Raw genomic sequence first — 18,311 nt, forward strand, 5'->3', positions numbered from 1 at the left:
TAACTGGCTGTGAACAGTTAGCTGGTAATGTACTTGACAGGAGTGATAGTAAATGAAGAGTAATTTTTCTTTTCTGGCAGATAAATGGGAAACCCTTAGTGAACTGGGTAAGATGGCTGAGGGAAATCTGTATAAAGACCCTAATACTACTATTGTCAAATTAAGGATGTTTGCTGAACAGATGATAGAGTATATTTTTGCCTATGATCAATTAGAAAAACCGGAAGAAGACAGCCTGTTTAATAAATTGAAGTTACTTGAAAGAGAAGGACTTATTGTGGATGATATTGCAGCTATATTTCACAAACTCAGACTGGAGGGTAATAAGGCGGTACATGAGTCTTATGATTCACTGGAAACTGCTAAAGCACTTCTGTTAGCGGCCTATAAGACAGCGATCTGGTTTATGCAGGTTTACGGGGATTGGGATTTTGAAGGCGGAGATTTCATTTTCCCTGAAAAGGATTATCAGTCAAATGATAAGTTAGCAGAAATGCAGCAGAGGTATGAAGAAATGATAAATAAGGTTCAGGAAGAGATTGCAGCAGTTAAGGTCCAACAGAAAGAACTAAGTAATCTTAGTCTGCGCCGGGAGAAAAGTAGGAAATCAAATAATAAAATCAAACTGAACCAAGCCGAGAGGAAGATACTGGGCTTTTTTGATGGTAATAATAATCTGGAGGAGATAAATTCTGAATATAGGTTTATTACTACTGAAAAAATTCCTTCTGGACAAACAAATGCAGCAGGGAAGGCCTGGGATGCTGTCCGTAAATCATTCAGCGGCAGGGATTGTATTGCTTACTGGAGATATCCGATTTTCTCTAAAAGGGGTGAAAATAGAGAAGAACCGGATATACTAATTGCTGATAAGGAGTTTGGCCTGATAGTTCTTGAAATAGAGGGATATCAGCTTGATGATATAGCTGAAGTAACAGCAGATAACTGGCAGTTTAAAAAAACTGAAAGTAATGACTGCCCACCCTACAAGGTAGAGGACCAGCTTTATGCGGTCAAAGGCCTTTGTCAGAGTGATAGAACATTGAGGAGAATAAGTGGTAGGGCTGCAGTGGTCTTGCCCAATATTACTAAAAAAGAGTGGCAGAAGAAAGGTTATCCTGTAGACCATATAATCTTTGCTGAGGGACTGGGCAGGAAAAGCCTTTTTAAGGAACTGGCTGCTCTGACCCCAGCCTTCGGTAATGGTGAATTAAATAATGAACAGTGGCAGAATCTTTTACTGGTTTTAAGTGGACAAAATACCTTTGGGGAAGAAACTGCTGGAGGAGAGCAGGATGCTAAGACCAGAGGTGGTGTCAAGGAGTTAATTAAGGAAAAGCTCTTTGAGGTAGATCTGCAGCAGGAGTTTATCGGTAAGACGATTCCTCCAGGACCACAGCGTATCAGGGGGATAGCTGGTTCTGGTAAAACAGTTCTTTTGTGTCAGAAGGCTGCCCATATGTATTTAAAACACCCTGATTGGAAGATAGCCCTGGTCTTTTTTACAAGGAGTTTGTATGACAGTACCAAACGGGAAGTGGATAAATGGCTGAGGAGATTTAGTAATGGTGAGCTGGGTTATGATTCTATCAGTAGTGACAGGCTGCAGGTGCTTCATGCCTGGGGGGCTAAAGACCAGCCTGGATTTTACCGGACAATCTGTAGGCAGCACAGGGTAAAACCCCTTACGGCTACCCATCAGGCCCTTGGTGAGGGAGAGCCAAATGAAAGGTTGATTAAAGCCTGTAAACTACTTCTGGAAGGGGTTGAAGAGATTAAGCCTATTTATGATGCTGTATTAATAGACGAGGCCCAGGACCTGATTGTTGATAATGGGGATTTAAAATATGAGGATAAACAGCCATTTTACTGGCTGGCCTATCAGTCTTTAAAACCAGTTGGTGATAAAAAGAAAAAAAGATTAATTTGGGCTTATGATGAGGCCCAGAGTCTAAATTCACTTAATATTCCAAGTGCCCCGGAACTTTTTGGTCAGGGGCCGGAGTTTAAAAGAATGGTAAGTGGGTTTCATGAAGGTGGCATCAGAAAAAGTGAGATTATGAATAAGTGTTACCGGACACCTGGGCCGGTGTTAACAGCTGCCCATGCTATTGGAATGGGGCTTTTAAGGCCTGGTGGAATGCTAAGGGGGTATACTACCCAGGAGGACTGGGAAAATATTGGTTATGAGGTACTGGAAGGTAGCTTTAACCCAGTAGGTCAGAAGGTTGTTTTACACAGGCCAGCAGAAATGACACCAAATAGGGTGCCAGAGATATGGGATGGTAAGGTAATAGAATTTAATAATTATAGTAACCGTCATGAAGAATTAACAGAATTGGCCCAGAAGATAAAATACAATATTGAAGTTGATGGTCTTAATCCCAGCAGGGATATACTGGTTATTGCCCTGGGTAATATACAGGAATCGTACAGGTTGAAGGTTGCTGTTGCCAGGGCAATTAAACAAGCTGGTATTGATATTTATATCCCCAAGGCCTTGAATAATAATGTCTATTACCCGAAATACCCTGAGATTGACCCCAACCGTTTCTGGAATAAGGGTGGGGTAACAATTTGCAATACCTATAGGGCCAAAGGTAATGAGGCCTATATGGTTTATGTCATTGGTCTGGATCAAGTAGCAGCAGCTGAAGATAATTTTGCTTTGCGGAATCAGCTTTTTGTGGCCCTGACCAGAACAAAAGGCTGGCTTAATGTTAGTGGGGTAGGAGAGTTCTCCTTATATAAGGAGTTCAGGGAGGTGCTGGCCAGTGGTAACCGTTTTGAATTTATTTTTCAGAGACCATTGAGTAGAAGATAAAATTATTAATCTGGCTAATATCTAAAAACTAAGAAAACAATAATTTCTAAAAATCTCTTGTAATAATTTAAAAATATGTTATACTAATTTATAGTGAAAAAAATAACAATATCTTATGTACTTAAGCAGTTATAATATATTTTTTTGCAAAAGGTTGTTAAATATTTAACAATAAATTAATTAATCTTGATCCAGGGGGGGAAAGCATTGTACCATATTTTAGAAAAAAAGTATTAGCACCACAGATCACTTCTTTTATAATTGATGCACCAGAAATTGCAGCTAAAGCTGAACCGGGGCATTTCCTGATTGTAAGGGTCAGTGAAAAGTCAGAGAGAATCCCCTTGACTATAGCTGATTGCCAGAGTCATTGATAAATATATACAAAGCAAATGAAAAATTTACTTTTATTTGTTAAAACATTAACAAAATATTAAATTGCAGGGAGGAATTTTATAATGAAGGGTTTTGCAATGCTTAAGATTGGTGAAACTGGCTGGATTGAAAAAGAAAAACCTACTGCTGGGGAATATGATGCAGTTGTTAAACCATTAGCAGTATCTCCATGTACATCAGATATTCACACTGTTTTTGAAGGTGGAGTTGGAGAAAGACATAATATGATGTTGGGACATGAAGCTGTCGGTGAAGTTGTCGAAGTAGGGGATAAGGTTAAAGACTTCAAAGCAGGTGATAGAGTTGTTGTTCCTGCTATTACACCTGACTGGAATACACGTGAAATTCAAAATGGAAGACATCAGCACTCAGGTGGAATGCTTGCCGGTTGGAAATTTTCAAATATTAAAGATGGTGTTTTTGCTGAGTTTTTTCACGTTAATAATGCTGATATGAATCTGGCTCACTTACCTGAAGATATTCCCTTAGAAGCTGCTGTGATGATAACTGATATGATGACTACTGGATTTCACGGAACAGAGATGGCTGATGTTCAATTTGGAGATACAGTTGCTGTTATAGGTATTGGTCCAGTTGGTTTAATGGCTGTAGCAAGTGCTAATTTAAGAGGTGCAGGAAGGATAATAGCTGTTGGAAGTAGACCTGTCTGTATTGATGTTGCTCAAAAATATGGTGCAACAGATATAGTAAGTTATAAAAATGGTGATACTGTTGAACAGATTATGGAGTTAACTAATGGTAATGGTGTAGATGCTACGATAATTGCCGGTGGTTCAGTTGAGATAGCTTCATCAGCAGTAAAAATTACAGCCCCTAATGGAACAATTGCGAACATAAATTATTTTGGGTCAGGGGATAATGTACCAATTCCTCGTGCTGAGTGGGGTTGTGGCATGGCTCATAAAACTATAACCGGTGGGCTCTGCCCAGGTGGAAGGGTAAGGATGGAAAAATTAGTTGAATTAATTAAGTATAACCGCCTGGATCCGGCTCTGATGGCCACCCATGTATTTAAGGGCTTGGATAAAGTTGAAGAGGCTTTGATGCTGATGAAAGATAAGCCTAGAGACTTAATCAAGCCGGTTGTACTTGTTAACTAGCCCTCAACATTTTATACTTAACTGCTAGAGGTATTAGTTAATTCTGGTACATCTACTAAGATTATAATTTAATAAAATAATATGCTTAATATTCGAAAATGTCATGTAGATGTAATACATGACATTTTTTTAATAAAAGCACTTGACAAAATCGGAAAAATGTCCTATAATATCTCATATAACTGACATATACATGACACATACAGCTATTTTATTTAACACCCTGTGTGGGATAATTCAGTTTTAGAATGATGTAATGGGGGTAAAGCAGATGACTAAGTATAATATTTTAATAGCAGAAGATGAACCCCTGATTAGAATGGATTTAAAGGAAATGGTTGCAGAATATGGCTATAATGTTGTAGCTGATGTAGGTAATGGTGAAGAGGCTGTAAAAAAGGCTAGAAGCTGTGAACCGGACCTGGCTATTCTGGATATTAAAATGCCAGGTTTGACGGGTTTAAAGGTGGCTGAAATAATGCATGCTGAAGATATTGCCCCAGTTATTTTATTAACTGCCTATAGTCAGTCTGAATTTATCGAAGATGCCAAAAATAAGGGTGTTATGCATTACTTGATTAAACCTGTTGATGAAAAGGAATTAATGGTTTCGATCGAACTGGTTATTGCCAGGTATAAGGACTTGAAATTAGCCCGGCAGGAGGTTCAAAGGGCATATAATAAGTTGAGTGAGAGAAAAATTATCGAAAGAGCTAAAGGTGTTTTAATGACTGATGAAAAATTCAGTGAAAAAGAAGCCTATCAGAAGATTCAAAGGGTAAGTATGAACAGGGGGATTTCCATGAAGGAGATTGCTGAGATGATAATAATCAATAGTGAGCTGAAGTAATGTTTGTTTGGGTACTATGAGTATTTTACGAAAAATTAATAATTATATTAAAGGCAGTGGGGTTTTTAATATAATGAAGGCAATGGGGCCTTATGTACAGGAAAAAGGTATTGTTTACTTATTCCTGTCATAAGGCCTTGTCTATTTTTAGTAACTCAAGTCTAAGGGGGTGAAATAATGGGTCAGAAGATAATAAGTGTGGGACTTGATATTGGTACATCTACAACCCAGCTTGTTATTAGTGAACTAATACTGGCTGATCTGGCCGGTCAGGGAAAAGTGCCTAGTATAGAAATTCTTACTAAAGAGATAAAATATCGCAGCAAGATCTATTTTACCCCTCTGCAGAGTAGTGATGTTATCGATGGACCAGCAGTAAGGGAGATTGTTAGTAATGAATATAAGCTGGCTGGAATAGAGAAAAAAGATATCCAGTCAGGGGCTGTAATAATAACCGGGGAAGCAGCCCGTAAGAAGAATTCGAAAGTAATTAGCCATCAGCTAGCAGATTTAATTGGGGAGTTTGTGGTGGCTACAGCTGGCCCGGATCTGGAATCAGTTATAGCTGGAATGGGGTCAGGGGCCTGTCGCTTATCTAAAGAGAACAGTGAAGTGATCGCTAATTTTGATATTGGGGGTGGAACCAGTAATATAGCTGTTTTCCAGAAAGGAGAACTTATCGATACAGCCTGTTTAAATATTGGAGGTCGGCTTATAAAATTCGATGATGAGAACAGGATTTCCTATATTTCTAAATATGTAAAGGAGATAGCTGCTAGTTTGAATTTATCCCTGGGAATTGGTGACAGTCTTATTGATGACGGATTACAGGATAAGATTAAGAAGATAGTTGAGCAGATGGTACAGTGTTTTTTAGAACTGCTGGGTTTTAAACCACTGTCTGACATATGTAAAAGCCTTCTGGTGGGTAGTAGTCTGAAAAATAGTTATCAGCTTGATAAAGTATCTTTTTCTGGAGGGGTTGGAGAATACTTTTATGCTGTTTCCCATAGCCAGAGAAAGGAATTCAATGACCTTATTATAAGCTATGGTGATATTGGTCCTCTGCTGGCCCTGGCAATTAAGGATAGTGAACTTAAAAACATGGTCAGGATTAGTAAGACTCAGGAGAAGATTAATGCAACTGTGATTGGTGCTGGACTCCATGTAAGCGAAATAAGTGGTAGTACAATTACTTATACTGGAAACAGTCTGCCCCAAAAAAATATCCCACTTATAAAATTGTTTACTGCTGAGACTAAAGAAGATTTAGAGGGATTGGGATGGAAGATTAGACAGAGATTGCAATTATATAATTTTAATGATGAGAAACAAAGGGTTGCCCTGGCGTTAAAAGGGCCGGAAGTACCATCATTTTCTGAAGTTACGGAATATGCCCGACAGATCACTACTGGTCTACGGGAATATATTCAGGCAGGTCTGCCAGTAATTATTGTCCTGGAACATGATTTTGCCAAAGCCCTGGGTCAGGCCTTAAGAACCCTCCTGGGGATAGGTTATGAGCTGATCTGTATTGATGGTATTAATGTTAATAAGGGTGATTATATTGATATAGGAAAACCCCTTTCCCGGGGAATTGTTTTACCTGTTATTATAAAAACACTGATTTTTGAGTAAAAAAAGGGGATTATGCTAATGTATAAAACCAGATTATTAAATAAGGTTTACCAATTTGTTGACCTTAAAGAGGTACTGGCTAAAGCCAATGAGGAAAAATCAGGTGATAAACTGGCTGGTATTGCTGCCAGTAGTATGGCAGAAAGGGTGGCGGCAAAGATAGTTTTAAGTGAGCTTCTGATTGAGGAGATTAGTAATAACCCGGTTATCAGATATGAGACAGATGAGGTTACCAGGGTTATCCAGGATGGAGTTGAGCAGGAGGTTTACAATAATATAAAGAACTGGACCATTGCTGAACTAAGGGAATATATTCTGGATGAGAATACGAAAAATTCCCAGTTGAAAAGCCTTAGCCGGGGTTTGACCAGTGAGGTTATAGCTGCTGTTACTAAATTGATGTCAAACCTTGATTTGATCTACAGCGCAAAAAAAATTGAAGTGATTACTCATTGTAATACTGAAATTGGAGAAAGAGGAAGGCTTTCTTCTAGATTACAGCCCAATCACCCCAAAGATGACCTGGCAGGGGTACTTGCTTCGGTTAGAGAGGGTTTAAGTTATGGTATTGGGGATGCAGTAATCGGTATTAACCCTGTAGCAGATACGGTCAGTGGAACTATTAATCTATTGAAGGGTCTCCATGATTTTAAAGAAGAGTGGTCAGTACCTACTCAGGTATGTGTCCTGGCTCATATTAATAGTCAGTTAGAGGCTGTTAAACAGGGGGCTCCAGCAGATCTTATTTTTCAGAGTATTGCTGGTTCAGAGAAAGGGAATGAGTCTTTCGGAGTTAATGTCAGCAGATTAGATCAGGCTCAAAAACTTATAAGAGAAGAAGGGACAGCCCCTGGTCCAAACCTACTTTATTTTGAAACAGGCCAGGGTTCTGAACTTTCGGCTGAGGCACATTTTGGAGTAGACCAGTTGACCATGGAAGCCCGCTGTTATGGCCTGGCCCGCTGTTATCAACCCTTTCTGGTAAATACAGTAGTGGGTTTTATTGGTCCAGAATATCTTTATGACAGCAAACAGGTCATCAGGGCAGGGTTAGAAGACCATTTTATGGGTAAACTTAGTGGTCTGCCGATGGGGGTAGATGTCTGTTACACAAACCATATGAAAGCAGACCAGAATGATATTGAGAATCTAGCTGTTTTACTTACCTCAGCAGGTTGTAATTATTTTATTGGGATACCCCATGGTGATGATGTGATGTTAAATTATCAGGCTGCCAGTTATCATGACATTGTAACCTTACATCAGACCCTGGGCTGTCGTCCAGCCAGGGAATTTGAAGACTGGCTGGAAGAGATGGGGATTTATCAAGATGGTAAAATCACTCCTAAAATGGGGGACCCATCTATATTTTCTCAAAAAAGAAAGGGGGAGTAAACATGACAGAGGGGGTTGATTTTCGAGAAGATAATATTGAGGATATCAGGGAGAGAAACATTCAGCAGGAGATATTTATTAGCAGTCCACTGGATTTAAAGATGATCAGAGCTCTAAAAAAGACTACCCCGGCCAGGATTGCTGTGGGGAGATCAGGACCGCGCTATAAAACCAGTACCCTTTTAAGGTTTCGGGCAGACCATGCTGCAGCCAGGGATTCGGTAATCAGTAAAACAGACCAAAGGGTAATTGAGGGAATGAATCTTTTTTCTGTTAAGACTTTATGCCGTGATAAGGAAGAATACTTAACCAGGCCGGACCTGGGGCGCAAATTTTCAGAGGAGACGATAAGTTTGATCAAAGAGAGGTGTATCTATCAGCCGGATGTACAGATTGTAGTTGGTGATGGATTGAGTTCAAAATCAATCGAGGCCAATGCCAGGGATGTTCTTCTTTCTTTAACAGCAGGGCTTAAATTATATGAAATCAGTGTCGGCACCCCCTTTTTTATTAAGTATGCCCGGGTAGCGGCCATGGATTATATCTCAGAGGCTTTACAAGCGAAGGTTACCTGTATTTTGATCGGGGAGAGACCAGGCCTGGCTACTGCCCAAAGTATGTCTGCCTATCTGGCTTATGAAGCTAAGGTTGGTATGGTAGAAAACAGGAGAACGGTAGTATCCAATATTCATCAGGATGGTACTCCTCCAGTTGAGGCCGGAGCCTATCTGGTAAGTATTATCCAGCAGATGTTATTTCAGCAAGCTAGTGGTCTGGAACTACAATTATAACGCATACTTACTTCTGTAAAGGTTGTGTTTTTATGAATAGTTTAAAAGGATTTTGCCAGGAATATACAAAACTTAGTGCCGGGGATATAGCGATACTGGAAAAATATCAGGCTTCTTTGCAATCTATTGCTGATTTAAATAAAGCAGATGTTTTTATCGATTGTTTAATGAAAGATAGTAAGAAGGCAATTGTAGTTGCGGAAGCTAAACCCGAAAATAGTAGTTCAATCTACTATGATGCTTCCTGGTTAGGGGAAGGGGTATCCCAGCAGAATGAGCCTGGTGTTTTTCATACTATGTGGACCGGCCAGGATTCCCATAATACCTTGGGCAGAGCAGTTACAGAAAATAAGGTTTTATATAATGAAGGAATGATAATCAGACAGTCGGTAGTACCAATTAAAAATGGTGAGCAGGTAATTGCCTGTTTAATCATGGAAAAGAACATTGAAAAACAGGTTGAGCGGGAAAAGGAATATGAGATTTTTAAATATGCGGCTGATATGTTAAGTGAAAGTTTCCATGAAGTAGTGATCAGGGATGGCAATCTAATCTCCCATTTATATGAAGGGTTAATTATTACTAATGTAGAGGGTAAAGTGGTTTTCGTCAACCCCAATGCAGAAAAAATTCTTGCTAAAATTGGTACAACTGTACGGCCTTATAATAATATCTATTTTGGTGAACTGGCCTTTAATATTGGTTTTGATGAAATCAAAGAAACTAAGGAGAAAAAGATTAAAGAGCTTTCACTGCAAAATCTGGTTCTACAGTTAAAATGTATCCCGATTACTTCAGCTGAGGAAGAGATTGGTTTTATATTTTTGATCAGGGATATTACTGAGATTAAAGACAAGGAGAGGGAATTAATACTGAAATCTACGGCGATCAAAGAGATTCATCATCGGGTAAAAAATAACCTGCAGACAGTGGCGACCCTTTTAAGACTTCAGATGAGAAAACACAAGGATAGAGAGCTGAAAGATCTGTTAAATCAAAGTATCAACCGGATTATGAGTATTTCAGTTATTTATCAATTGTTATGTAGTGAGGGTAATCAGATTTTAAACTTGAAGATGATTCTGAAAAAAATAATCGATATTAATACCAGGGGAATTATGGCAGATGAGCAAAAAATCCTTACAGAGATAAGTGGTCAGGATATTATGCTGGATTCAGATAAAGCTACAACTGTAGCCTTGATTGTAAATGAACTTATTCAAAATAGTCTAAAACATGCCTTTCAGGATCAGGATGAAGGGTTTATTAAAGTTAAAATTGTTGAAGATTCCGGATTGGTTAGTATTGTTGTTCATGATAATGGTAGAGGCATTCAGGAAGATGAAATATCTGAGAATAGTAATCTAGGCTTAAAAATAGTTAATACCTTGATTAAGGAAAAATTAAAGGGAAACATTGATATAAAATCAAATTACGGTACAGAAACTATTATTGAATTTAGTAATTTTTAAGATATTTTAACTGGAGGTGATTATTAATAAATATTGGACTAAAGTTTATGTGAACTAGCTAGAAATTGATTATTATTCTGACTATCAAATATTTTAAGAACAGGGGGCAAAGATAATGAATGATTTACAGGAAGGAAAACAGATGGAAAGGGGTATCAGCTTTCTGGGGCTGGTAACCCTGGCAAGTGGGACTGTAACAGGTGTAGGCTTTTTGATGATGAGTGGTGATATTGTCAGTCATGTAGGGAGTTTTAATCTGGTGGTTACATATATAGTAGGCATGATGGCGGAAATATTTGCTATGTTGGCTGCTGCTACCCTGGCATCTAGTTATCCATCAGCTGGTAGTGTGGTAACCTATGCCCGCAAGGTATTAAATAATCATACCCTGGGTTTTCTGGCAGCCTGCGCACTATGGCTAGGTATGATAGCTATTGATGGAGCAGAATTGATGGCTTTAGGAAGGTATATATATTATTTCCTACCTCAAATGGATTACTACTGGTGGGGGGTTATTGTCACAATAGTTTTTATTGCTATCAATTTATTAGGAGTCTCGATGACTTCTAAAACTCAGTCTATTTTAGGTTTGGTTATGTGGTCTGGTCTGATGTCTGTACCTCTTATTGTTTTGTCAAGTGGGCAGACAGATATTTCTTACTGGCAGACTTTCCAGGAGACGATTGGTTTTAATGACTGGATGACAGCTATTTTCTTTGGGGTTTATTGTTATGTTGGTTTTGTAACTATTCTACCAGCAGCAGAGGAGACTGTTGAACCGGAGATCAGGATTCCCAAGGCAATGTTGGTAGGTACATTGATAACTGGTTTTTTCTATATTGCCGGGGGTTTAGCAATTACGACTTTGAGGCCTACTTCAGAATTGCTGGCTTTGGCTGATAATGGGCCCTTTGCCAGTGTCTGGGTTAAAGCGATGGAGGTTATTTGGAATGGTAAAGGGGCAGTCTGGATGAATTCTATTGCTATTATTACCTCTTTAACAACTGCCAATGCCTGTGTCTATGGTGGGGCTAGAATGCTGTATGGTATGGCCAGAGAAAGACAGTTGCCTGAATCTTTCAGAAAGATAAGCGAAAGATTTAGAATACCGATTATTCCGATTATTGTAACTGGAGGGGCTATTCTATTTTGTGTATTAACCGGGGCTATAAGGATAGTATCAGTAATAGCCAATTTTGTATTCTTCCCGCTCTGGGGTATAATTGGACTGGCTTCTTATAAAAACCTATCTAATAAATTAAAAGCTGGTGGTAAGTTAAGTGATAAGATACCTTTTTATATCCCTGGTGGAAGGCTCTGGCCGGTAGTTACTATTATTATGGCAGTTGCTTTTACCATAATTACCTTTCTGGCTACTGATGATGTTATCTTTGGTGGGGGAATAACGGTAGTTTTCTTTGTAGTGATGTGGCTCTATTATATCCTGTGGAATAAGTATAATAAAAACAAAGGAATAGATATTGTTACAGAAGCAGAGAAATATGAAACAATTAAGGCTGATGTCCAGAGTTGGGAGGCATAGTTAATTTGTTATCATAGTTATATATATATTAATCGTTGTTCCATTTCTTTAGTAAGGGAAATGGGGCAACGATTTTGTTCCTTCTACTATGGCTACTATTCCACCGCAGAGATTATGGTATTTAACATTAATTAAGCCTGAACTACGAAACAGTTCAGCTAATTGCTTTTGGGTGATAAAGGCCCTAGCTGATTCATAAAGATACTGGTAGGCTTTTTTATAAGAAGAAAATATTTTAGCAATGGGTGGTATTATTATTTTAAAAAGGTACCAGTAAAGGTCTTTGAAAATAGGTATTTCGGGGTGTGCCATATCCAGAGAGATGACTTTTGCCCCTGGTTTAACAACCCGTCTCATTTCTTGGATGGCAAGTTGAAGATCGGAAACATTACGTAGACCCCAGGCAACTGTAGCACAGTCAAAGGTGTTTTCTTGAAATGGTATATTTAAGACATTTCCATTTATTAGCTTGATTACCTGTTCTAGATTATTACTATGTGTTCTTTTTCTGGCTAAAGCTAACATGTTAGCAGCAAAATCAATCCCAATTATTGTGCCACTTGAACCTACAGCATGAGCCAGCTCTATTGTTAAGATACCTGTTCCACAACAAAGGTCTAATCCCTTATCACCACTTCTAATTCCACTATAGTTAACCACTAACTTCCGCCAGTATCTATCTAACCCCATAGTCATTAGGGTATTCATCAAGTCATATTTATGTACTGCTGAATTAAAGATATCCAATACTATTTTTTCTTTGTTTTCTTTACTTGAGTTTTTTATTAAACACCTGTCCCTAGTCTTTTCCTTCTTTTTCAAGAAAATTCAACTCCAAATTATTATTTTTTTTACTATTCTTAATATAGTTTTACCACCAGCTTCTTTAATTATGTTGCTATAATACAAACAGGGGAGTAGACTTAAAACTAGAAAAAAATGTTATTTTAGCAGGATTAGTGCATAGGATTGTAGAATATATAAATAGGAAAAAACATCTAAGCAACTCAAATTCACTCAGCAAGTCAAGTCTGGCTAAGCTTCGTGAATTTCGCAAATGCCTGGTACGTTATACGGCACGACTGACTTAAGTTGTTAAAAACAAAAGAAAGAATTCTTGGGAGGTAAAAAATGACTAATGAAGAAAAGGAAGTAATAGATCTACTTGAGAATCTTGAGATTGAGTATAAAAGAGTAGAACATCCGCCAGTTTTTACAGTTGTGGAAGCAAAAAAGAGATGTGAAATTGAAGGAACAGGTTGCAAAAATTTATTTTTAAAAACCAATAAAAATTATTATTTGACTATAATTGAAGATTCTAAAAGAGCAGATTTAAAAGGTATATCAAAACAATTAAAAATATCTAGATTATCTTTTGCTAATGAAGAAGAATTAGCTGATTTATTAGGTTTAAAACCAGGGGAAGTAACTCCTTTTGGATTAATTAAAGATATAGATAATGAAGTTATAGTTATAGTTGATAATGAATTAGAAGATTCTAATTTTGTCTCATTTCATCCTAATGTTAATACGTCTACATTGACATTAAAATATAATGATTTTGAAAAGTTTTTAGATTGGACGGGAAATACAATTGTTAAAACAATAGTTTAAGTGAAAAAAATATATTAAAAAGGAAGAGAGAAAAATGATTAAATATAGAAAATTAACAAAAAATGATATTTAATGAAATTGCAGAAGATAATAGCTATATTCTGGCAGTTTGCATATATAAATATAATATTAATATATATCAATATACATCATAGGTAATACGTAATACAGCTAAAACAAGTACTGAATTGATAAGTTTAAAATAATTTGTTTGTAGGAGGATAAAATGTTTAAACATCATGAAGAAACAATTAGTAATATTACTAAAAAATTAAGAAAAAGAGATGATATATTAGCAGTGATAGTGTGCGGTTCTATTGCCCATGGTTTTGAAACTGAATTATCAGATGTTGATATAATGATAGTAATTTCCGATGAAAATTATAAAAAACGAAAAGAATCAGGAGATATTCATTACTACGAAAAGGAATCATGTACTTATGAATCTGGTTATATAGATGGTAAATATATAAGCATGGATTTTATAAATCAAGTTATAGAAAAAGGAAGTGAACCGGCAAGGTTTGCTTTTGAAGGTGCTTTTATTACCTATTCACAGGTTTATAATTTAGATAAAAAACTAAAACAGATTATAAAGTATCCGATAAAAAAGAAGAAAGAAAATATATGTAGATTTTATGCCCAGTTTGAGGCTTGGAAATGGTATTCAGAAGAGGCAATAAAACATAAAAATGTTTATTTATTAAATCATTCTATATCTAAATTTATACTATTTGCAGGAAGGCTTATTTTGTCATATAACGAAGTGCTGTATCCTTACCACAAATGGTTTATTAAAGTTTTAGATAGAGTTGAAAAAAAACCAATTAAAATGATAGATAAAATTAATTTATTACTAAAAGAACCAACACATGATAATATCTCATCTCTTTATCAAGCTGTAAACGAATTTTATGATTGGGAAAAAATGAATCAAGATTGGCCGAGTGTATTTATGCAAGATAGTGAGTTAAATTGGTTAGTTGGAAAAGTATCCATTGATGATATTTAGAAATTTTGAGTATTACAGTGGGGGACTGTAATATGTATAAAAATATATTGCCGATTCCACTCCTGATGTCATTCACCCAAATTCAGGTGTCTAAGATAAGAGCTATCTAAAGTCCCCTGAACTTCGGTAATACCTGAACATTATCTGAAATTCAGCTAAAGTATAGTTTTGTAATGACTATTTTAATGTTATGTAATATTAGAGTTTAAAAAGGAGGAAATCATGATAAGCTATGGATTTATATTAACATCTTTAATAGTAATTTTAATTCCAGGAACAGGAGTTATTTATACTGTTTCTATAGGGATAATGGGTAGTAAAAGAGATAGTATTGCAGCTGCAATTGGTTGTACTGTGGGAATTGTCCCACACTTGATAGCAAGTATTGTTGGTTTATCAGCAATTTTTCACATGAGCGCACTTGTTTTTCAAACAATAAAAATTGTTGGTGTTGTTTATTTACTTTATCTTGGATGGGGTATGATTAAAAATAAAGATGGTTTGGTAATCAATGAGGACTCTAAAGAAAAAAGTACTTTAAAAATTATTGTTAAAGCAATTTTAATCAACTTATTAAATCCAAAACTTACTTTATTCTTTTTTTCATTTCTACCTCAATTTATTTTAAATAAGAACCTTGGTTATATATATCAAATGATCATATTGAGTATAGTTTTTATGGGATTAACTCTTATTGTATTTATTCTATATGGGATACTTGCAAATTATTTTAAGAGTTTGATTGTTACTTCCCCTAAACTAACTCTTAGAATACAGCAATTATTTGGTTTAGTTTTTATAGGGTTGGCTATTAAATTAGTACTTAGTGATGATTACTAATTTATGACAGTATCAAGAATAACATCAAATTATTGAAGAAGTTTTGCTCAAGTTTTAAATCTCATATGGAGGCAAATGGTCTTAAGAATTTATGTTCCTAGCAAGAATATTATTGAAATAGGAGAATTAATGGAATATTTAGCATATAGATTATGAAAAGATGGAAGACTAAAGAAGAAATAGGAGGAATAACAAATCTGGGTATAGAAATTTAGGGGTGTATAAAATGTTCTTAAATATTGTAATTGGTTTTGTAATTCCGTGGATTTTTGGAATTTATCTCTATAAAATGGCTCCTAAAATATTGCTTAGCATTTTTTCGTTAGGTACTGTCTTATCACATATAATCAATGCCTTTGCTGATGAACATAAAATGTGGCATCTCTTACCAGATAAATATTTATCTATAGACTATTTAATGTTTGATATCGGGTTATACGCTATTCTGCCTAGTTATATGATATTTTTTATTTATCGCTATGAACAAATGAATGGTTATATATTTGTGCTGATTTTTACTGTAATAACAACTATTTTAGAATTTTTCTGGTTCAAAATAGGTAGAGTTACTTATCATAATGGCTGGAGTATTTACCATACTTTTTTTTCTTACCTAATTCCTTATTTGCTTATCTTTATGTACTTTAAATTACTTAGAAAAGTAAAACTTTACTAACTGTTAGCAGCAGTAAGCTTAATTTATAGTATAGGGTGAAGTTAAGCTATGATACTATGGCAAACCCCAAAATGTAACTAAATAGTAAAATATATAAATTACTTGACATAAATATAATATTAGAATATGATATATATGAGTATAAACGGATATATGAATGCGAAAGGAATAGTGATAGTCTTATGGATTTAGTCGAAATAGTAAAGGCTCTTTCACATGAAAACAGAATAAGGATATTGAATTTGTTGAAGCAGCAGGAGTTATGTGTCTGTGAATTAGAAAGTATACTGGATGTTAACCAATCCAATGCTTCAAGGCATTTGAGCAAATTAAAACATGAGAGACTTATAAATAGTAAGCAAAGGGCGCAATGGGTTTATTATAGCATTAATGAAGATTTATTTTCTGAACATATTTTTTTAAAGAACATTCTTGATGAGTTAGATTCCCTGGATATTTGCCAGGGAGATAATCAAAGACTAAAAAAATACCAAGCCAGTGGCTTATCCTGTGAAGAATTGAGTGAAAATACATTATTTAATTGAACTTTCTAAAAACAGTAGATCTTTTTGTGGGCAAATTATGTTTATATTAATATTAAATAAAAGGGGAGGTATAACCAATGAAATATAAAGTTGCTTTTGTTTGTATAGGAAATTCCTGTCGTAGTCAAATTGCTGAAGGATTTGCCAGAGAATATGGAAGTGATGTGCTGGAGGTTTACAGTGCAGGAACTAATCCAGCAGACCAGGTAAAACCAAATGCTGTTAAAGCTATGGAAGAGGTAGGAATTGATATTAGTGGTCAGTATCCGAAATTACTGGAAGATATCCCTGCTGAACTGGATATTTTGATAACCATGGGTTGTGGAGTAGAATGTCCATATGTTCCCTGTAAGGTGAGAGAAGATTGGGGACTCGATGACCCAGTTAGTAAACCAATGAATATTTTCAGGGAAACCCGGGATGTTATAGAGGGGAAAGTAAAGGAACTAATTGAAAAGGCCAGAGAAGGTAATATATAGAAAAAGGAGAGATTTTTATGTTATTAATAGATACGAAAGAAGCAAATAAGTGGGTAGGTGCTAGACAGTTAAGATTATCTCAATCCTTTAAAATATAACATTAAGATGGATTATAATTACTTAAAGCAGGAGAAATAATCTAAACTAAGAATATATAATATATACTAGGGAAAGAAGAATTAGAACAGACTGGTGGTCTATAGTTTTATTTGGAAAAGGGGATGATTAAAAATGAAAGCAGGGGAACGGCGCAAAAAATTGATTTCAATGCTAAAAAATAGTAGTGAGCCTATTATAGGCTCAGATTTGGCCGAAAAGTTTGCTGTTAGTAGACAGGTAATTGTGCAGGATATTGCCCTTCTCAGGGCAGAGGGAGAAAAAATTCTAGCTACATCCCAGGGTTATCTTATTCCCGGTAATCAGTTAAACACTATAAAAAGGACTATTGCTTGTAGACACGATAATGAAGAGGTAGAAGATGAGTTGATGACCATTGTAAGTCATGGGGCTAAGGTCAATGATGTAATAGTTGAACACCCTATTTATGGTGAGATAAGAGGGATTTTGATGATTCAATCTCCCTTTGATGTAGAAAAATTTATGCTTAAATATAGAGAAAAAGAGGCAGCCCTACTGGCCTCTTTGACTGATGGAGTACATTTACACACAATAGAAGCTATTAATGAGAGTGTTATAAAACGTCTTAAGAATGAACTCAGGGTAAAGGGTTATCTCTTAGAATAGGATTAAACTGGTGCTGGACTGTAAAATTATTTGATATTTATTAAGTTATTTTTTATTGTCATGTGTAAAGACACTTGACATTACATACATAATTAAATATAATTATTTTAAATAAATAGGAGGTGATTTTATGTCAGGTAAAAATAATAATACGAGGGTATCATCCAGGTCAAAGAGAAAAAGTCGCTTATCACATAAAAGATGGTTCTGGTTTATTTGTTTAAGTATATTAATTTTATCTGCTTATATTGTTCCTTATGTTTTCCTGGGGGATATTGCCAGGATTACTGCTTCATTTTTGTACTGGACTTTGTTTGCTGTACTGGCAATCTTTTTTACTATTAGAATAATAAAAAATTGGAGTGATTAAA

General features: G+C 35.9%; 17 protein-coding genes and 1 pseudogene. 17 read left to right on the forward strand and 1 reads right to left on the reverse strand.

Features of this window, described 5'->3' with window-relative positions; all coding sequences use genetic code 11:
• Positions 1-52: 52 nt before the first annotated feature.
• The 9 genes and pseudogenes from GM661_RS06015 to GM661_RS06050 all read left to right on the forward strand — a co-directional run bounded on the left by GM661_RS06015 (position 53) and on the right by GM661_RS06050 (position 12,030).
• On the forward strand, positions 53-2,824 hold the full coding sequence (locus tag GM661_RS06015; protein WP_230869198.1) for a DEAD/DEAH box helicase: 2,772 nt from the start codon (positions 53-55) through the stop codon (positions 2,822-2,824).
• Positions 2,825-3,030: 206 nt separating this feature from the next.
• Positions 3,031-3,183: pseudogene (locus tag GM661_RS19110) on the forward strand (sulfide/dihydroorotate dehydrogenase-like FAD/NAD-binding protein); the annotation flags it as partial.
• 99 nt (positions 3,184-3,282) lie between these two features.
• A complete protein-coding gene (locus GM661_RS06020; protein WP_125989127.1) occupies positions 3,283-4,341 on the forward strand; it encodes an NAD(P)-dependent alcohol dehydrogenase in 1,059 nt (352 codons plus the stop codon).
• Positions 4,342-4,612: 271 nt separating this feature from the next.
• Entirely contained in the window at positions 4,613-5,191 is a 579-nt protein-coding gene (locus GM661_RS06025; protein WP_164522182.1) for an ANTAR domain-containing response regulator, read from the forward strand.
• Between the two features lie 177 nt (positions 5,192-5,368).
• Positions 5,369-6,829, forward strand: a complete 1,461-nt coding sequence (locus GM661_RS06030; protein ID WP_230869199.1) for an ethanolamine ammonia-lyase reactivating factor EutA — start codon at positions 5,369-5,371, stop codon at positions 6,827-6,829.
• A gap of 12 nt (positions 6,830-6,841) precedes the next feature.
• Positions 6,842-8,224, forward strand: a complete 1,383-nt coding sequence (locus GM661_RS06035) for an ethanolamine ammonia-lyase subunit EutB (RefSeq protein ID WP_125989132.1) — start codon at positions 6,842-6,844, stop codon at positions 8,222-8,224.
• Between the two features lie 2 nt (positions 8,225-8,226).
• Complete coding sequence (gene eutC, locus GM661_RS06040) at positions 8,227-9,015, forward strand: ethanolamine ammonia-lyase subunit EutC (protein ID WP_230869200.1); 789 nt, start codon at positions 8,227-8,229, stop codon at positions 9,013-9,015.
• A 32-nt stretch (positions 9,016-9,047) separates the two neighbouring features.
• Entirely contained in the window at positions 9,048-10,487 is a 1,440-nt protein-coding gene (locus GM661_RS06045) for a sensor histidine kinase (protein WP_230869201.1), read from the forward strand.
• Between the two features lie 115 nt (positions 10,488-10,602).
• Positions 10,603-12,030, forward strand: coding sequence for an APC family permease (locus tag GM661_RS06050; RefSeq protein WP_230869202.1), 1,428 nt, complete (start codon positions 10,603-10,605; stop codon positions 12,028-12,030).
• A 48-nt stretch (positions 12,031-12,078) separates the two neighbouring features.
• Here the strand turns inward: GM661_RS06050 and ubiE are convergent, their stop codons facing one another.
• Positions 12,079-12,852: a bifunctional demethylmenaquinone methyltransferase/2-methoxy-6-polyprenyl-1,4-benzoquinol methylase UbiE gene (gene ubiE / locus GM661_RS06055; protein ID WP_230869203.1), complete on the reverse strand. Its 774-nt coding sequence runs from the start codon at positions 12,850-12,852 to the stop codon at positions 12,079-12,081.
• 309 nt (positions 12,853-13,161) lie between these two features.
• Here ubiE and GM661_RS06060 point away from each other — a divergent pair, with 309 nt between their 5' ends.
• The 8 genes from GM661_RS06060 (at position 13,162) to GM661_RS06095 (ending at position 18,310) form a co-directional block, all read left to right on the forward strand.
• Positions 13,162-13,644 carry a prolyl-tRNA synthetase associated domain-containing protein gene (locus GM661_RS06060; RefSeq protein WP_230869204.1) on the forward strand — a complete coding sequence of 161 codons (483 nt, stop codon included), beginning with the start codon at positions 13,162-13,164 and terminating at the stop codon, positions 13,642-13,644.
• A gap of 226 nt (positions 13,645-13,870) precedes the next feature.
• Complete coding sequence (locus GM661_RS06065) at positions 13,871-14,656, forward strand: nucleotidyltransferase domain-containing protein (protein WP_230869205.1); 786 nt, start codon at positions 13,871-13,873, stop codon at positions 14,654-14,656.
• A gap of 222 nt (positions 14,657-14,878) precedes the next feature.
• Positions 14,879-15,496 (forward strand): LysE family translocator, encoded by a 618-nt coding sequence (locus GM661_RS06070; protein ID WP_230869206.1) that lies wholly within the window; start codon positions 14,879-14,881, stop codon positions 15,494-15,496.
• A 226-nt stretch (positions 15,497-15,722) separates the two neighbouring features.
• On the forward strand, positions 15,723-16,172 hold the full coding sequence (locus GM661_RS06075; RefSeq protein ID WP_125989146.1) for a hypothetical protein: 450 nt from the start codon (positions 15,723-15,725) through the stop codon (positions 16,170-16,172).
• Positions 16,173-16,354: 182 nt separating this feature from the next.
• Entirely contained in the window at positions 16,355-16,717 is a 363-nt protein-coding gene (locus GM661_RS06080) for an ArsR/SmtB family transcription factor (RefSeq protein ID WP_230869207.1), read from the forward strand.
• A 77-nt stretch (positions 16,718-16,794) separates the two neighbouring features.
• A complete protein-coding gene (locus GM661_RS06085; RefSeq protein ID WP_230869208.1) occupies positions 16,795-17,196 on the forward strand; it encodes an arsenate reductase ArsC in 402 nt (133 codons plus the stop codon).
• 231 nt (positions 17,197-17,427) lie between these two features.
• Positions 17,428-17,940 (forward strand): transcription repressor NadR, encoded by a 513-nt coding sequence (locus tag GM661_RS06090; protein WP_230869209.1) that lies wholly within the window; start codon positions 17,428-17,430, stop codon positions 17,938-17,940.
• Positions 17,941-18,070: 130 nt separating this feature from the next.
• Positions 18,071-18,310, forward strand: coding sequence for a hypothetical protein (locus GM661_RS06095; RefSeq protein WP_230869210.1), 240 nt, complete (start codon positions 18,071-18,073; stop codon positions 18,308-18,310).
• Position 18,311: the final 1 nt, after the last annotated feature.

The organism is Iocasia fonsfrigidae, from assembly GCF_017751145.1.
GTDB lineage: Bacteria > Bacillota > Halanaerobiia > Halanaerobiales > DTU029 > Iocasia > Iocasia fonsfrigidae.

Bases quoted from the DNA above. Each gene is read 5' to 3' on its own strand.
- GM661_RS06015 (WP_230869198.1), top strand. From the start codon at position 53: ATGAAGAGTAATTTTTCTTTTCTGGCAGATAAATGGGAAACCCTTAGT.
- eutC (WP_230869200.1), top strand. From the start codon at position 8,227: ATGACAGAGGGGGTTGATTTTCGAGAAGATAATATTGAGGATATCAGG.
- GM661_RS06050 (WP_230869202.1), top strand. From the start codon at position 10,603: ATGAATGATTTACAGGAAGGAAAACAGATGGAAAGGGGTATCAGCTTT.
- GM661_RS06065 (WP_230869205.1), top strand. From the start codon at position 13,871: ATGTTTAAACATCATGAAGAAACAATTAGTAATATTACTAAAAAATTA.
- GM661_RS06085 (WP_230869208.1), top strand. From the start codon at position 16,795: ATGAAATATAAAGTTGCTTTTGTTTGTATAGGAAATTCCTGTCGTAGT.
- GM661_RS06080 (WP_230869207.1), top strand. From the start codon at position 16,355: ATGGATTTAGTCGAAATAGTAAAGGCTCTTTCACATGAAAACAGAATA.
- GM661_RS06095 (WP_230869210.1), top strand. From the start codon at position 18,071: ATGTCAGGTAAAAATAATAATACGAGGGTATCATCCAGGTCAAAGAGA.
- GM661_RS06020 (WP_125989127.1), top strand. From the start codon at position 3,283: ATGAAGGGTTTTGCAATGCTTAAGATTGGTGAAACTGGCTGGATTGAA.
- GM661_RS06060 (WP_230869204.1), top strand. From the start codon at position 13,162: ATGACTAATGAAGAAAAGGAAGTAATAGATCTACTTGAGAATCTTGAG.
- GM661_RS06045 (WP_230869201.1), top strand. From the start codon at position 9,048: ATGAATAGTTTAAAAGGATTTTGCCAGGAATATACAAAACTTAGTGCC.
- GM661_RS06030 (WP_230869199.1), top strand. From the start codon at position 5,369: ATGGGTCAGAAGATAATAAGTGTGGGACTTGATATTGGTACATCTACA.
- GM661_RS06035 (WP_125989132.1), top strand. From the start codon at position 6,842: ATGCTAATGTATAAAACCAGATTATTAAATAAGGTTTACCAATTTGTT.
- GM661_RS06025 (WP_164522182.1), top strand. From the start codon at position 4,613: ATGACTAAGTATAATATTTTAATAGCAGAAGATGAACCCCTGATTAGA.
- GM661_RS06070 (WP_230869206.1), top strand. From the start codon at position 14,879: ATGATAAGCTATGGATTTATATTAACATCTTTAATAGTAATTTTAATT.
- GM661_RS06075 (WP_125989146.1), top strand. From the start codon at position 15,723: ATGTTCTTAAATATTGTAATTGGTTTTGTAATTCCGTGGATTTTTGGA.
- GM661_RS06090 (WP_230869209.1), top strand. From the start codon at position 17,428: ATGAAAGCAGGGGAACGGCGCAAAAAATTGATTTCAATGCTAAAAAAT.